Source organism: Lacticaseibacillus hegangensis (genome assembly GCF_003946465.1).
GTDB classification, from domain to species: domain Bacteria; phylum Bacillota; class Bacilli; order Lactobacillales; family Lactobacillaceae; genus Lacticaseibacillus; species Lacticaseibacillus hegangensis.
The window spans coordinates 33,684-49,369 of sequence record NZ_RHOL01000020.1; the positions used below are offsets into that span (position 1 = coordinate 33,684).

The following is a 15,686-nucleotide window of genomic DNA, read 5'->3' on the forward strand; positions in this document are numbered from 1 at the left end:
GGGCGCTGTTTGCGATTATTTATGGAAAAACTTGGCGACCTGCTCAACGTACCCGTGCTCGGCGTTGACCCGGCGCAGCAGCGGTAAATCATGGGTTGAGGTCTCGCCGGTTTCACGCAGGTGGCGATACAGCTCCGGATACGGCACGTTTTGCTGAATGGCGCGCTGGATCTCCTTTTGAATGTCGTAGTCGACCTTGCGGAACTCGACGGCCACACGGCCCAGCCGGTCGACGTGCAGCAGCGCGTAATGCGCCCGCTGGTCGGCGAAAAACTTGTGCCACGGTGAGTACGGCTGGCCGACCGCGCCAGGATTGATCACGAGTTGGCCGGCCGACGTCGGGCGCATCACCTGCTGGTGCGTGTGCCCGTATACAGCGAGATCCTGGTCCGCAGTCAGGAACTGGTCAAAATGGTCCTGCGGCTGGGCCGGGTACAGGTCGCGGCCGCCGGGGCGAGTGCGCTGATTGTGCGCCACGCCGATTTTCAGCCCGTTGACCGTGCGCTCCCCACTGATCGGATGCGCCTGCAGTGTCTGCCACTGGGCGGCGCTCACGTGCTCACACACGTATTCCACCAGGCGGGCGACGTAGACATCCCCGGGGTTATCCAGGTGGAACCGGCCCGCCATGATCGCATACATGTCCAGCTCCCAGTTGCCATTGAGCCACACTTCGGGATGGACCGCCTCGAGCAGCTTGATCAGCGCCACGTCGGCCGGCCCGGGCAGGAACAGGTCACCCAAAAACCAGTACTGCGTGGCGGCGTGCTTTTTGGCGTCGGCCAACACCGCCTCTAGCGCCGTCTGGTTGCCGTGCACATCGGCCATTACCGCAATCGTTTCGTCTTGCATCTGCCCCCGCCTCCTTGAGGTAATCATACGAAATGGCGCACCGCTGTCAAGCGGCCGGCCTTGCCTCAGCGCAAGCCAAAATTTTTGAATTTTCGCGCCATCGCGGTTAAGCTGACCCTGGAGGTGGTACCATGCAAATCAAACACGATGTCGTTTACGACGCCGCCAACCACTTGACCCTGGACCTTTACGGGCCGGACGGCGTGGCGCGCGGCGGAATCATTCAGATTCACGGCGGCGGCTGGTTCCGCGGTGACAAGGCCAAGGACGAGGACTGGGCCGAGCGCTGGGCGGCGCGCCAGTATGTGGTCCTAGTGCCGAACTACCGCATCGCACCGGCCTTCCACTATCCGGCCGCTCAAGCTGACATGGAAACGCTGATGACCTGGGTGAAAACCGCGCAGCTGCCATTTGATAAAAGTCACCTGGCAGCGGTCGGCAGCTCTGCCGGCGGCAACATGTCAGTCGAGTTGGCTATCAAGTACGGCATCCCCGCCGTTTCGCTGTCTGGCATTCTGGACATCGGCGACTGGCTAAGCAAACACCAGGACGTCGACGCCGCGGAAGGCGACACCAGCGACTTCAACCAGCGGGCCAGCGCGACCATTAATCAGGACGGGCCCAACGATCCGTTTTACAAGTGGTTCATGACCAACTATATCGCCCCAGCCGACTACGCAAAGGCCTCACCGGCGCCGCGCATCACCGCCAAAACGGGCCCGCTGTACCTAGCCAACTCGCTCAACGAGTTCGTGCCGACCAGCGGCCTGTTTCAAATGGGAGAGGCCCTGAGCCAGGCTCAGGTGCCCTTCACGCTGCGGACAGTAACCGGCAGCCGCCATGCTAAAGGTTACCTCGATGATGTCTTTGATGAGCTGAACCTATTCTTGAATAAAGTGATTTAAAAAGCGTCTGTCATGGCTGACAGACGCGTTGCCTCGCTGACTTGTGGGCGAGGTTTTTTAGTCTCTTTTTCAGCAGACCAGGTAACAATGAGTTATAACTCGACCCCCATAGCGCCGACTGCAATAGGTAAAAGCCGCATGATATAACCGTGCGACACGTGGCCGACGACTTGGCCGTGACGCGCCTGAAAATCGTAATTCTGTATTTGATACGTGATTACTGAACCGTGAATACCACTTTTCTTGTCATCAATGGCTGGGCGGATATCTTCTCTCTGACTACTAGCATGTGTGATGGGCATCCCAAGGATCAAGCCTGTCTGCTTATAATAGGCAGCGGTCGAGAGCACAATCATCGGTCGGCGAATATTTCCATGCTCGGGATCGTGACCCCCTTGCTCATGTCCAGCATGAGGCTCAGCATCGATCCAGATCAAATCTCCTTGGCTCACTACCATTCAACATTCTCCTTACCTATGTCTTTACCATTGGCATAGTTTCCAACCTCAGCGATGTCTTGACGGAAATCAAAATCGGCGAATTGACCATTCTCCCATGGATTAGAACTTTTTTCTCGTTCTAAAATGATCTGATCTCCAGTTGCACTGACTTTTAGCAGGAATTTTTCACCCACTTTAACATCTAAACTACTCGGAATGGTGATGACCGTCGCATTACCGACCTTTCGAGCCTTGTATTCGCCAATTACTCTATCTTTCGTATCCAACTTAATCGTCCCCTTCCGTATAACCAAAGTATATCCTGAATGTCATAGATATACAAGTGTATACTTTTGTGGCTGAATCTCATCTGACCACCTGAATTAATTCTTTTTGTCAGATAGAGTTCCTTCCGATCTCGCTGTCATTTAGTAAGACCGTGTAGAAGAGACTGAGACGACCCGCCACTGATTTGATTCACGCGTTGAATATTTTGCTGGTGCTCTCCCGGCTCACTGTGATACACTTCACATAAGCCATGAAAACGCTTTTATAGGGAGGACTTTTTATGAAGAAGATCACGATTATCGGGGCCACCGTGCTGATGACACTGAGCCTAGCCGCGTGCGGCAACAGCTCCAGCTCGTCAGATAGCAGCAGCAAGACCAGCAGTTCCAAGACCGCGCCCAAAGCGGCCAAAGTGAAGATCAGCACCGGCGCCGTCAAGGACGGGACTGTGCCGGGCCAAGGCACCCTGGTGATGCGCCAGCTGTACGCCGCACCGCACGGCAAGCAATCATTCGCCGCCGTGACGGTCACCCTCAACGGGGACACCATCGTCAACGCCAAGATTGACGAGTTCCAGTACGTGGCCAAAAGCGCCGACTGGACCGCCGTGCCAAACGGCGATTCGGACTTCGGCAAGGGCTTTCCGAAGGGCCAGATCCTGATCGGCAAGTACCAAAACAGCAAGCCGTACTCCGCTTTGATGAAAAAAGAAGCTAAGGCGACTCACACCTGGCAGGAAAACGCGACGGCAATCGAGGATTTCGTAAAAGGCAAGACTATTGACGAGGTGAAGGCGGCAGTCGGCGACGTGGCCGCGACCAAGAAGATCAGCGATGTAGTTTCCGGCGCCACCTTTGTCGACACCAAGGGCTACCTGCAGGCGATTTACGACGCGGCGACCACTGGCATGGTCTCCACCGGGATCGAAACCACAGACAACAATATCGTGACTGGCCAGACCCTCGCCGCCCCTCATGGCAAGCAGTCCTTCGCCATCGTGACCGTCGCGATGCAAGGCGACAAGATCGCCGACACCTTCGTCGACGAGTTCCAGTACGTGCCAAGCAGCAGCTTCGGCGGCGTGCCGAATTCCGACAGCGACTTTGGCAAGACCACAAAGGCCGGCACCGTCCTCGGCTCCAAGCGCGCCAATGACACGGCGTACTCCGACCTGATGAAAAAGGAAGCTAAGGCGACCCACACCTGGCAGGAAAACGCCGACGCCATCAACGACTTCGCCAAGGGCAAGACGATTGCCGAACTTGAGGCCGCAACCGCAACGCTGGACGGCAAGACCAAGAAGAGCGACATCACAGATGTTGTGTCCGGCGCGACCTTTGCTGACACTCAGGGCTACCTGAAGGCCATCATCGACGCCGCCAAGTTGGCAAAATAAGCTTCACTAGAATCGAATAGGCATCCCGGCCGAACCGCCGAGATGCCTATTTGCTTGCCTTCATTTTCTGCCTACTGCAGGCCGCCGCCTTGAAAATCGGCCGGGCGATACCAGGCGCGCACTGCGTCGGCAATCGACTGTTCCAAGTAACTGACCTCGATGTTCTCGTTGCCGTCGCCTTTGCGCACGTTGACCACCAGGTGGGCCACCTGCTTTTTGGCCAGCCAGTAACTGGTGTTGACCTCCAGCGACTGAATGTTGGCACGCCGCACGAAGAAGCGCTGCCGGCGCCACCAGCCGCCCTTTTGCAGGACCAGCAGATCTGGCGAGAGAATCTTCACCCCGGCGTTGCGCGCGGCGTACGTCCCTTGAAAGGCGGTGAAGGCCACCCAGACCAGGCTAAGGCCAATCGCGATGGCCAGCCACTTCGCCTGCCAAAAATAAATCGCGAGCGAGAGCCCGACCGCCAGCCCCAACCCAGTCAGCACCGAGTTGCGGATGTAGTACCAGTAGCGGCGGCGCTGGACCGGCTGCAGCGGTGGCACCGCGGCCGGCAGCCATGTGATGAAGCGGCGCATGGTCAAAAGCGCCTGGTCCTCCTTGACCACTGGCATCAGGACCGTCGCGTCAGAGGTTTCGTCATCGGACGCATTCGAGGCAATCAACCCCTGCACCGTGGTCAGGTGAAACAATTGGCGCAGCACCGTTTGGGAAAACCGCACCGCCTGCAGCTGGTGCAGCCGCGTGCTGACCTGCGTCCGCTTCAGCAGACCGCGCGCGGCGGTCAGCGTGTCGCCATTCTGCATCAGCGTGAACTGGTAGTATTTTTGGAGCAAGCGCAGGTAGGAAATCAGGATCCCGACGATCAGCGCAAATACGATCAGCGCCAGCAAGGCCGCGGCGGCCAGCTGGGCCATGTAGTGATCAATGTTGCGCTCCCAGCCTTTGGGCACAATGTCATCGAACTTGTCCCACAGCCACAGCGCCCCAGTCAGAATCGGGATAAATCCCAGGGAGGTCAAGGCGTAGACGTTCAGGTCATGGGCGGAAATCGTGTAGCGCGCGGTTGGCGACTCGACCTCAGCCGGAGCAGAACTGACAGTTGCAACTGGCGCATCCGCCGCTCCGGCGATGTCCGCCTCGGCTGCAGCCGCCTGAGCCACAGCAGCTTGTTCGCCGCGCAGCATTTTCCGTCGGGCCTCGATTTCCGCGCCCACTGCCGGGACCACGGCATACAGCTGCGCCTCGCCCTCCTTCCCATTCTTACTGGAGGTCTCGATCACCAGACTTTCCAAGTTGAATGGTTTGAGGAAGAACCACTGCTGGTGGCGCAGCGTCTGAATTTTGGCGTAGGGAATGTGGCGAGTCTTGCGCACAAACAGGCCGGACTTGATGACGACTTGAGAATCAGCAAGCCGATAGGTAAACCGCAGGTACCGCACCAAGGTACTGGCGACCACCAGAAGGAAGCCAGCCCCGACCAAGAGCCAGACGATCCAGCCGCCATCGGCCCGGTCCCGAAACCCGATCACGACCAGGCCAATGACATAAATCACGCTATTATAGAGGCTCTGGCCGAGCATCAAAATCAGAGCGGCCAGCGGCAGACGCTCATCCTTCATTGCGCGCCTCCTGGGCCAGCTGCATGATCCGGTCCCGCAGCTCGGCAGCCACCTCCTGCGTCACGCCAGCGATCGAATCGGTCGTCGAGGCCGTCTGCACCTGCACCTCTTGCAGCCCCTGCCACTGCATGATTGGCCCGGACTCCAGCGTCACGTTTTGGATCCGGCTGATCGGCACCGCCTTTTCCGAGCGAAAAATGTAGCCGCTGCGCAAATACACCGCGGTTGGTGTGATCAGATAACGCCAGAACTGATACCGGTACGGAATCAGCACCAGGTGGATGCCGGCGTGCAGAACCGCCGCCGCACCTGTGATGGCAGGCAGCCACCACGGCCAGTGCCACAGTTGCCAGGCAACCAGCAGAAAAATGGTGATCGCCAGCCAGATGGCCCCGTCAATCAGTGCTTTCGTGCGCCAAACCGTCTTGATCTGCGCCGGTAAGTGTTCCCCTTTCATCCCCATCACCCCTCTTGCCGGTAGTATACCCCGAAAACGATTGCAACGGGGTGACATGACAATTCTGTTCGCTATCTCAATAATTCCTGGTTGGCCATGTGTCTAAATAAAAACCTGCCCCGGGGATAAATCGGGGCAGGCATGTCAATCACAGACCTATGCTATTGCATCTGTGTCTTCAACTATTTTGAGACTTAACTTTCATTAATCATCTCGGTTCTTAAATCCGGCGTAGTTGGTTGCCACTTCGGTGATTCGATAAACATCGAGTTCTTGCTGAAAGGCCGGTTCATGAAGTTTGATTGCGTCCTCGAACTCAATCCATTCTTGTTCTGCTTCCTGCTGATGTCCCCCAGCTTGCAATGCCAGCGCATGCGCGAGCCTAGAGAATACTTGGCGATGATAGTCCAGAATTCGCCAATTCTGGTGAGGAACCCCTGTTGAGGCCGCAAGTCCTGCCTGAATTTCAGGCAAAAATTTCGTCATATTATCAACAATGGCGGTGAAGTGAGCCGCTTGATTGGCGTTCACCCGAGGCCCGATTGCATTGAAGTAATCACTACTCGACAGAGCGGAAATTCGTTCCAAATAGTCAACCACTTGATGTGCGCGAGAACCAAATGCAGCCTTAAAATATTCATCTCGCAACGTCTGATAGGACAAGGACTTGTCCCACAACGTCCGACCCATGACATAGTTTGGAAGCGTCGTTGGAAAACCAGCCCGCAGCTCCTGACAACTGATATAGCCGTTTAGGTGTAACTTACTCAAGTATTGAACATCGCGGCTGATGATCTGACTAATTTTCATGTAGCCCAAATCCCCGTAGTGCGCACGACCAAGGGGATAATCATAAACAAAGCTATCACCCTTGAACATCTTTTGCCAGGCGAACAAGAAGGACAAGTTTTCCTCCAACGAGTTCGGCAGGGTCGTGTGATTACGAACGTATGGAGTGGGCTCGGGAATGCCATGCGCGTAATCGACATCCGCATAACTCTTCTCAAAAGTCCGGCTGATTGGCGCGAACATCATCACGAATCGTTCCGGATGCTTAATTGTCGCACTTTCCGGGGCAAATAACAGCTCGTGGTAAAGCAGAAAACAAATCTTAGTATTTAACCCGGCAGCCGTTAGCTGTTCATCCAGGTAGTTCAAAAATTCAACATATTGGTCTGACGGTAACACCTTCTGACAGTTATCACATTCGCAGACGTTGTTATCGCCATCGGAAAGCCAAACATGTAGATAGTCGACTTCTGAGTGCTGTCTAGCATAGTCAACAATTACCTGCGCCATCTTCTGGTTAACCGTCGGATTAGACATGTCAAGATTAGTAAAAATTGGTGTGCCTTGGATCAGGTCGCGCTTACCATTGACTTCTGCCACTAATGACTTCTTGGACTCGGGAAGCTTTTCGCCATCCTCCCATCCAAACTCGGAAGAGTAACCTAGCACCTCACCGGTCCAGCCATGGCCAACCCGGTGATGTCGCAAATCTCGCTTGGCAATTTCAGCGTCAACTTTTGCACTCATCTCACGAATCTCATCATTCGAGAGGTCCTTGCCTGTTAATGAGTGGTTGAATTGATGCCCGTACCACCGCTTCAGAAACGTGTACGGGTTAGCAAACTGGATAAAGAAGCTGTTGAAGCCATTTTTTGGCAGCCAATCAATAAAATCGACAATGTTTTCAAGGGAATCCGCACCTTCAATGCAAACACCACGATGTTTATAACTGGCTGTGTGATCATAATGCTGCTCTGTCTGAAGCATTGCCGTGCCAAGCTTGGGAACCACCTCATTGGCACGTCCCGGTCTCAGAAAGCGGGCACCTTGATCATGTAGATATTGATAAAGTCCAATTAGTAAGGCGACAGGCCGGTTACCGACAATGGTCACCTTGCCGTGGAACTGATCATAACGCACATGATCGAGGGCCTGATCATCCGGAACGACGTGCAAAACAATATCGGCGGCCTGAGAATTCTCGACTGCTTTAGTTGTTTCCCCGGTCATCTTGCTAAAGTAATACTGTGCCTCTTGATTCGCAAACAAGGTTGTTTGATTCTGCTGGTCTGAAAAGATGGTGATACTCATACCTCAGCCCCCTTTACTGGCGCTGTCTTGCCCTTGGCTTCTTCCTCGAGCCGCGCATTATCTGCAGCCTTGAAGAATGGGTAGTAAATGGCAACGGAAAGCACAACACAGATAAATTGCAGAATTGCCGCCGCAACACTGCCACCGCAAGCAAGGAATCCACCAATAATCGGCGGCATAGTCCATGGCAACACGACCCCAGTGGTTAAAGGTACCAGCCCTGACAGCATGGCAAAATAGGTAATTGTTGCGTTTGCCAGTGGTGCCAGCAGGAATGGAATCAACATAATAGGGTTCAAAACTGTCGGAAAACTGAATAGGATCGCAGTATTGATGTTAAAAATGGCAGGAATCCCAGAAATTCGACCCAGTGTCTTGTACTCATGACTCTTGCTGAAGAACATTAAGCAAAGAGCCAGTCCGATGGTCGCACCGCCACCGCCCATGTAAACAAACAGATCAATGAATGGTTGCGTAATAATATTTGGCAAGTGCGCAGCCCCTTGAGCCATCGCGACCCGGTTAGCGTCAGTGAACTGCAACCAGATTGGCTGCATCACGGTATTCACAATTTGACCACCATTGACGCCACAGAACCAGAACAGAGAGTTGAGCAGGATCGCAACAAATGTGCCGACCAATGAGCCGCCAATCAAGCTGAGTGGTTTACCGATAATGATGGCAAGCAGATTGTTCAGGCTACCAATCCCAACAGTACGAATAATCCAGGTCACTGCTTCAAAGAAAATCAAAATGACAGTGCCTGGCACCAGTGCCATAAATGACTTACCGACCACATCCGGGACACTGTCCGGCATCTTGATCGTAATGTTTTTTTGAATGAACCAACGAAAGATTTCTGCGGTAATGAAACCGACAATAATTGCGGTGAACAACCCCTGGCCGCCTAAGCCAGCGTAAGGAATACCTGCTGCCCCAGTCTTATCTGTGAGTGACGGTGTTGTGAGCAACATACTTGCCAGCGCCAAGGCGCCCGCCGATAGGCCATCTGTGTTATAGGAAGTGGCCAACCGATAGGCCACCCCGAAACATGTGAATAAGGCAATTAATCCAAAACTATTGCTGACCAAATTATTGAGTACAACATCCATCCCTACCTGGTGGAGCCAGTTGGTCCAACTGGTCACTGGAAAGCTGACAATTACTTGGAAAATCGAACCAATCAAGACCAGTGGCATCGCCAGCATAAAACCTTCACGTAACGCCTTGAGATGACGCTGTTTACTGATACGTTCGCCCAAAGGAGCTAGCTTGTTTTGCAAAAAAGCCATAAACGCGTGCATAATGACATCTCCCTTTTATTTTTAAATTCGAACTTATACTATAATGAAAACGCTTATTAGTCAACGACATTTTTTTACTTTTTAAAATTTAAATAGTGCAAGTGAGGGCTTGCATTTGTCAATTTAAGCCCAATGTTGCAGTGCTAACTGAATCATTTGATTTTTTTATTTTCTAAAGATAAACTTGAACTAAGGGAGACATCATAATGGCAGAATCGTTTAATACTAACCAGATCAACGTTGTTCAGTACCTGTACAGGCACCCTGCGGCAACCAGAACCGACATTACACAGATGCTCAACATTACACCAGCTACGGTTTCAGCCGTGATTGCTCAGCTCATTTCACTTCATCTGGTAGTGGAAACCGGAGAAGAAATTGCGCGGACAACTGGTTCAGGACGAAAGCAAAAAATCATTTCACTAGACCCGAACTATGGCTGTCTGATCGGGGTCGATTTCACTCTGGCTGGGTTTGCCGCCTACGCGACCGACCTGACCGGGCATCATATCGATCACTCTTATCAACCGTATGAGGAGATCGCAGGCCAATCGCTCAACAGCAACGTGGCCAATGCAATCAACAACTTGGTCAGCGCACATCCAGAACGACACTTTATTGGGGTTGGCCTCTCGATTCCTGGACATTACGATTCGGAGAATCATACGCTTATTTCAAACAATCAGATGTGGCAAGGTTTTGACCTTAAAATCATCGCGGCGGATATCAGTCTGCCAATTGTCGCAGAGAACAACGTTGAGTGTATGGCCATGGCCCAATACCTGTTTGACGTCGAAAGCACGCCCGAGAACTTTCTGTTCATGCATGCAGGGTTTGGTCTATACTGTGCTTTTCTTCAATCGAAGGGCTTACATCCAAAGCGCAATTACTATATTGGTGAAATTGGTCATACAGTCGTCGATCCGGAAGGCTTTCAGTGTGAGTGTGGGAAGCGTGGCTGTCTCCAGACCTATATCTCCGAAACTTGGCTGGTTAAGCGTGCCAGGGACCTCTACCAATCTTCTTCAATCACTGTTCTCCGCTCTTTGGTCAAATCACCGGATAAAATCAATTTGGACACCATTCTCGCGGCATACAGGCTGGGCGATTCCTACATCACCAAGATGCTGCAAGATGGCCTACATTACTTGGCAATCGCCGTCGCCAACTTACTGATGATGTCTGACGCCGACGCCATCTACCTTAATAGTCGACTGCTCCAAGATCCCGCCTTTAGCGACCAGGTTCTCGCCACCATCAATAATCAACTCCGGTTTATTCCAACGAAGAAAAATACTTCAGTGGAGGTCGTTAAGTATGACAACACCCGTGCCGCTCGAGGGGCGTGTGCATTAGCTGCGCTGGCGTTTGTTGTGCAAAATCCGGGCTATCAAGCAATTGCACTCTCCGCAAGTACTAATCACCATTAATTGATGTGCTGAATAGCTCACTGGATCAACAGACTGTCATCAAACCAATAAAAAATCAGGATTCTCCAGTAAGACACGGGAGAGTCCTGATTTTTTGGCTCAAATAAGATTAAAACTTGAACAGGTCGGTCGACAGGTACCGCTCACCGTTATCCGGCGCCACGGTGACCACGGTCTTGCCGGCACCCAGCTTCTGAGCCAGCTCGATTGCGCCAAAGATGTTCGCCCCAGCGGAAATACCTGGCAGGAACCCTTCCTCGCGGCTGACCTGCTTGGCCATCGCGAAAGCCTGATCAGAGGTGACCTCGACGACGTCCTGGTACAAGTCCGTGTCCAGTACCTCAGGCACGAAGCCGGCAGAGATGCCTTGAATCTTGTGCTTGCCGCCGTGGCCTTCCTTGAGCACCGGGCTTTCGGCCGCCTCCAGCGCGTAAATCTGCACGGCTGGGTTGATCTTTTTCAGGGCACGACCGACCCCGGTCAGTGTGCCGCCGGTGCCGACGCCCGCAACAAACACGTCAGGGGTCTTGCCGCCAAAGTCCGCGATTATCTCCTCGCCGGTCGTTTTCTCGTGAATGTCTGGATTTGCTGGGTTGTCGAACTGGCTTGGCATGAAGTAGCCGTGTGCCTGCGCCAGCGCCTTGGCCTTCTTGATTGCGCCGGGCATGCCATCGACGCCCGGCGTCAGGATCAGCTCGGTGCCGTAGCCCTGAATCAGCGCGCGGCGCTCTACACTCATGCTCTCAGGCATCACAATGATCATGTGGTACCCCTTGGCGGCGGCGACCATCGATAGACCGATGCCCGTGTTGCCAGACGTGGCCTCGATGAGGGTGCCACCCGGCTTCAGCGCGCCGCTTTGCTCGGCGGCTTCAATCATGGACAGCCCGATGCGGTCCTTCACCGAGCCGCCGGGGTTAAAGAATTCCAGCTTGACGTAAACGTCCGCGGCCCCGGCTGGCACCACATGATTCAGCTTGACCATTGGCGTTTTGCCAATCAATTCCGTAATGTTGTTCGCAATCATCAAATCCGCTCCTTTACTTGTTGTTCCTTCGCCACGCGGGCGACCCATTGATCGAAAAAGACGTGCTGGGTCTGTTCCCACTTAAACTGCGGTCCGCTCATAGTCGCGGGATCCGCAAAGTAATGCTCGGGCTTGCGGTAGAACCGGTCGGGGTGTGCCGCGACCTCACGCTGGTACTCGTGCAACAGCCCCTTTTGCCCGTACTCCAGGTGGGCGAACATGAACGTCTGCTGCGCCTGCCGGTTGCCAGCCAAAAACAGCGCACCATCCGTTGTCGTGGCCTCCAGTCGCAGCCGCGGATCCGCATCGATCTGGTCACGGTCCATTTCGGCGTAGCGCGCATGTGCCGCGTAAAAACCTTCGGGCAGGCCAGCAAGCAAGCTCGATGGCGCGATCAGGTGGTGCGGGTACACGCCGAACAGCTTGTGCGGCAACATGTGTTTCTTAATGCCGTAAAAATGATCCAGCGCGGCCATCCCGCCCCAGCACAGGTACAGCTGAGTCACCCGATGCACAGCCAGCACGTCCATCAGCGCCCGCGCCTCATCGATGTACGTCACGTCATCGAAGGCGAACTTCTCGATTGGGGCGCCGGTGATGATGAACCCGGCCATCCGAGCCGCCGCGGTCATGTCCAGCGGCGCTAGAATGCGGCCGACGTCAGCCGGCACGCCGCCGGGGTAGTGCGTCTTAGGGTAGTAGAAATGCAGCTCGACCGGCACGCCGGCATGCGTCAGCACCTTGGTAAAACGCGCGTTAGTTTCGGCTTTGTCGTGCATGACATTCAGAATTCCGATTTTCAGCGGTTGCATACCCCGCCCCCTTTCGTAGCCTTACAGTCTACCTGAGTGGCCGAAAAAATCAAGATAATTTTGTAATCGTTTACTTGCTTATCTTAGCGCATCGAGACTCAAAAAATCCGGCAGGCCGCTTGGCCGTGCCGGATCTTCAAAACTACCTGATTAAAGTTTCAAACTCATCGCGTTCAGCGCCACAATCACCGTGGACGCGGACATGACCAGCGCGCCGGCCGCCGGGCTCAAAATAATCCCGATTCCGGCCAGAACCCCGGCCGCCAGCGGCAGCGCCAGGATGTTGTAACCAGCGCCCCACCAGAGGTTCTGAATCATTTTGCGGGTCGTGACGCGACCCAGATGCAGGAACGTCAGGATGTCCTGCGGGTCGCTTTTAACCAGCACGACATCCGCTGAATCAATGGCGACATCCGTGCCGGCACCGATGGCAATGCCAATCTCCGCGCGGGCCAGGGCCGGCGCGTCGTTCACGCCGTCGCCGACCATCGCGACCCTGTGACCCTGGCTTTGATACTGCCGCACGATTTTGGCCTTGTCCTCCGGCTTCAGCTCGGCGTGAACCTGAATATCGCCCAGCCGGTGTGCCACGACAGCGGCGGCCGCCTGGTTGTCCCCGGTCAGCATCACCGGTTCAATGCCTTGCGCGCGCAGCCCGTCGATCAGTGCCTGTGCATCCGGCTTGATCTCATCCCCTTGCGCGATCAGGCCAAGTACCGTCTGACCCGCCAGCAAAAATGAAATCGAGTTGCCGGCTGAGGCAAGCTTGTCAAACGCGTCCAGGTCGTAGCCGATACTGTGCTCGCTCAAGTAGTTGGCGGTAACGATGGCATATTCGGTGCCGTCGACCGTGCCTTGCAGCCCGACGCCTTGCAGCGTCTGCACATTCTCGGCCGCCGGCGTCTTGACCTTCCGTGCCTGGGCTTCAGCTAGAATGCCGGTGGCCAGCGGGTGGCTGGAGCCGGCTTCGAGGGCCGCGAACAATCCCAGTACAGTGTTCTCGTCTGTGCTGTCAGTGAAGGACTTCACCGCGTTGACCTTGAAGGTGCCTTCGGTCAACGTGCCGGTTTTGTCCATCAGCATGGTGTCGATTTTGCCTGCAGTTTCCAGCGCCTGGCGGTTGCGAACCAGCAGACCCCGGCCAGCGGCCAGGCTCGTCGAGCGCGCCACGACCAGCGGAATCGCCAAGCCCAGCGCGTGCGGGCAGGCGATGACCAGCACTGTTACCAGCCGGTTGAGCCCCGTATCCAGGCCGGCGATCCCGGTCCAAACGAAGAACGCAATCAGCCCAATCAGTAGGGCCGCGTAAAACAGGTAGCGCGACACGACGTCTGCCATGGTTTCGGCGCGCGACTTGTCGGCCTGTGCGTCGGCCACCAGCTTGGCGACCTGCGCCAGGTAGCCGGATTCGCCAGTTCCTGTGACTTGGACAGTGAGCGTCCCATTACCATTGACCGCGCCGCCGATGACCTGATCACCGACGTGTTTTTCAATGGCCTTGGCCTCACCAGTGACCAGCGCCTCGTTGACCGCGCTAGTGCCGGCCTTAACAATCCCGTCAGCCGGAATCTTTTCCCCGGCCTGCACGAGCACCGAAGCGCCTTCTTGCAACTTGGCCAGCGCGATGTCAGCCGTGGTCCCGTCCGCCTGCAGCATATGCGCTGAGCCTGGCAGCAGGGCCGCCATTTTCGACATCACGTCGCCCGCGTTCATCACCGCGTTCATTTCGATCCAGTGACCCAGCAGCATGATGACGATCAGGCTGGCGAGCTCCCAGAAGAAGTCCATCGTGTGCGCGCCTGGGCTCACGAAGTGGTTCATCACGAAGGCGTACACACTATAAAGGTAAGCAACGCTGATGCCCATTGCGATGAGGGTCATCATCGCCGGCGCCTTGTCCTTGAGCTCGCCCTTAGCGCCACTCAGAAACGGCTGCCCGCCGTAGAAGAACAGGAACGTCGACAGCGCGAGCACCAGCCAGTCGGAGCCCGGAAAAGTGAACTGGAACGGCAGGTGCAAGCCCATGAATGGGGACAGCACGAACACTGGAATCGCTGCGACCAGCGACAGCCAGAATTTCTGCTTGAAGGCGCCCATATTCATGTGGCCCATGCCTGGCATATCCATATCCATGTCATCCATGTCCATGCCGCCCATGTTCGGGTCATCGTTGCTGACCATTTTCATTGCATCGCTGCCGCTGACCATTTTCATGCCAGGCATAGTCTCATGGCTAGCCTGGCTAGCCACCGGTTTTTTCATCTGGTGGTCCTGGGACATCTCGTGGTTCGTTTCGTCACTCATATAAAGTTCCTCCTAGCATTGGCAATCGGCGTCGGCTTCAGTTTCAGCCGGGTCTGGGGGCAGGCAATCACACGGCACGGTTGCCGGGGCGTCCTGCGCCTTGGCCGCCAGAATTGTCTGCAGCTGCGCAATGTCACTTTTCGTCAGCGGGGTCTGCGCCAGCAGGTGCGCCAGCGTCGTGCCCTTCTTCATCGCACAAAGGTGGTTGAACAACTCGGACACGGTTTCGTCCATCGCCGTTGTTTCCTCAACAGTGGCGTGATAGACGAACTTGCGACCGTCCTTCGTAGTGGCCAGCAGGCCCTTTTTGACCAGCCGCCCCAGCAGCGTCTTAATGGTCGAATCGGACCAGTCGCGCTTGCGCTGGAGCAAGGTAATCAGCTCGCCGGTCTGCACGCTGCCCTTGGTCCAGACAATGCGCATGAGATCCCATTCGCTTGGGGTAATTTCGTCGATTTTCGTATCCATCATCGTTTCTCCTTACGTTTACGTTTGTAAACCTCGAGAATCAGTATAGCACCTGGTCTACATTTGTCAACGAAGCAATCGCACTATTTTTAGGCAAAACAAAACGACCACCATCGACAGACAGTGATCGTCTTGATGAAAAGTTGCGTTAGGCGCTGCAGCTTTTCTGCTTGCTGGGACTCGCCCTCAAGCGAAACCCATCAACCTGGATTATTCATAGAATTTCAAAAAAGCAGCGCAATCCCACGATTCACACGGGACTGCGCTGCTTTGGTGTTTCA

Annotated in this window: 14 protein-coding genes; 3 read left to right on the forward strand and 11 right to left on the reverse strand. The window is 54.9% G+C overall.

Translation table 11 applies throughout. The annotated features are described in order from the left end of the window. Nucleotides 1–15: 15 nt before the first annotated feature. Nucleotides 16–852 (reverse strand): metallophosphoesterase family protein, encoded by an 837-nt coding sequence (locus EKM86_RS07525; protein ID WP_125756655.1) that lies wholly within the window; start codon nucleotides 850–852, stop codon nucleotides 16–18. 131 nt (nucleotides 853–983) lie between these two features. Between EKM86_RS07525 and EKM86_RS07530 the strand changes: the two genes are divergently transcribed. Continuing rightward, the gene (locus EKM86_RS07530) at nucleotides 984–1,757 is read left to right on the forward strand and encodes an alpha/beta hydrolase fold domain-containing protein (RefSeq protein WP_125756657.1); all 774 of its coding nucleotides are present in this window, start codon (nucleotides 984–986) and stop codon (nucleotides 1,755–1,757) included. A gap of 92 nt (nucleotides 1,758–1,849) precedes the next feature. Here the strand turns inward: EKM86_RS07530 and EKM86_RS07535 are convergent, their stop codons facing one another. Both EKM86_RS07535 and EKM86_RS07540 read right to left on the reverse strand, forming a co-directional pair. Continuing rightward, nucleotides 1,850–2,215: a type II toxin-antitoxin system PemK/MazF family toxin gene (locus tag EKM86_RS07535; protein WP_125756659.1), complete on the reverse strand. Its 366-nt coding sequence runs from the start codon at nucleotides 2,213–2,215 to the stop codon at nucleotides 1,850–1,852. Next, entirely contained in the window at nucleotides 2,209–2,484 is a 276-nt protein-coding gene (locus tag EKM86_RS07540) for a hypothetical protein (RefSeq protein WP_125756661.1), read from the reverse strand. The genes EKM86_RS07535 and EKM86_RS07540 overlap by 7 nt, the downstream gene beginning before the upstream one ends. Nucleotides 2,485–2,765: 281 nt before the next feature. Between EKM86_RS07540 and EKM86_RS07545 the strand changes: the two genes are divergently transcribed. Further along, nucleotides 2,766–3,881 (forward strand): peptidoglycan-binding protein, encoded by a 1,116-nt coding sequence (locus EKM86_RS07545; protein ID WP_125756663.1) that lies wholly within the window; start codon nucleotides 2,766–2,768, stop codon nucleotides 3,879–3,881. Nucleotides 3,882–3,952: 71 nt separating this feature from the next. Here the strand turns inward: EKM86_RS07545 and EKM86_RS07550 are convergent, their stop codons facing one another. The 4 genes from EKM86_RS07550 to EKM86_RS07565 form a co-directional block, all read right to left on the reverse strand. Then, a complete protein-coding gene (locus tag EKM86_RS07550) occupies nucleotides 3,953–5,503 on the reverse strand; it encodes a PH domain-containing protein (protein ID WP_125756665.1) in 1,551 nt (516 codons plus the stop codon). Beyond that, on the reverse strand, nucleotides 5,493–5,960 hold the full coding sequence (locus EKM86_RS07555) for a PH domain-containing protein (protein WP_225419380.1): 468 nt from the start codon (nucleotides 5,958–5,960) through the stop codon (nucleotides 5,493–5,495). The genes EKM86_RS07550 and EKM86_RS07555 overlap by 11 nt, the downstream gene beginning before the upstream one ends. 204 nt (nucleotides 5,961–6,164) lie before the next feature. Next, nucleotides 6,165–8,060 carry a DUF4838 domain-containing protein gene (locus EKM86_RS07560; RefSeq protein ID WP_125756669.1) on the reverse strand — a complete coding sequence of 632 codons (1,896 nt, stop codon included), beginning with the start codon at nucleotides 8,058–8,060 and terminating at the stop codon, nucleotides 6,165–6,167. Beyond that, on the reverse strand, nucleotides 8,057–9,364 hold the full coding sequence (locus tag EKM86_RS07565) for a PTS sugar transporter subunit IIC (protein WP_125756671.1): 1,308 nt from the start codon (nucleotides 9,362–9,364) through the stop codon (nucleotides 8,057–8,059). The genes EKM86_RS07560 and EKM86_RS07565 overlap by 4 nt, the downstream gene beginning before the upstream one ends. A gap of 206 nt (nucleotides 9,365–9,570) precedes the next feature. Between EKM86_RS07565 and EKM86_RS07570 the strand changes: the two genes are divergently transcribed. After that, nucleotides 9,571–10,794, forward strand: a complete 1,224-nt coding sequence (locus tag EKM86_RS07570) for an ROK family transcriptional regulator (RefSeq protein WP_125756673.1) — start codon at nucleotides 9,571–9,573, stop codon at nucleotides 10,792–10,794. Between the two features lie 109 nt (nucleotides 10,795–10,903). On the opposite strand, the gene cysK is transcribed toward EKM86_RS07570, so the two are convergent. The 4 genes from cysK to EKM86_RS07590 form a co-directional block, all read right to left on the reverse strand. Then, entirely contained in the window at nucleotides 10,904–11,821 is a 918-nt protein-coding gene (cysK, locus tag EKM86_RS07575) for a cysteine synthase A (RefSeq protein WP_125756675.1), read from the reverse strand. Continuing rightward, nucleotides 11,821–12,633, reverse strand: a complete 813-nt coding sequence (locus EKM86_RS07580) for a homoserine O-acetyltransferase/O-succinyltransferase family protein (protein ID WP_125756677.1) — start codon at nucleotides 12,631–12,633, stop codon at nucleotides 11,821–11,823. The genes cysK and EKM86_RS07580 overlap by 1 nt, the downstream gene beginning before the upstream one ends. 150 nt (nucleotides 12,634–12,783) lie before the next feature. Then, nucleotides 12,784–14,937: a heavy metal translocating P-type ATPase gene (locus EKM86_RS07585; protein ID WP_379909623.1), complete on the reverse strand. Its 2,154-nt coding sequence runs from the start codon at nucleotides 14,935–14,937 to the stop codon at nucleotides 12,784–12,786. A gap of 12 nt (nucleotides 14,938–14,949) precedes the next feature. Further along, nucleotides 14,950–15,408, reverse strand: a complete 459-nt coding sequence (locus EKM86_RS07590) for a CopY/TcrY family copper transport repressor (RefSeq protein WP_379909625.1) — start codon at nucleotides 15,406–15,408, stop codon at nucleotides 14,950–14,952. Between the last annotated feature and the right edge of the window lie 278 nt (nucleotides 15,409–15,686).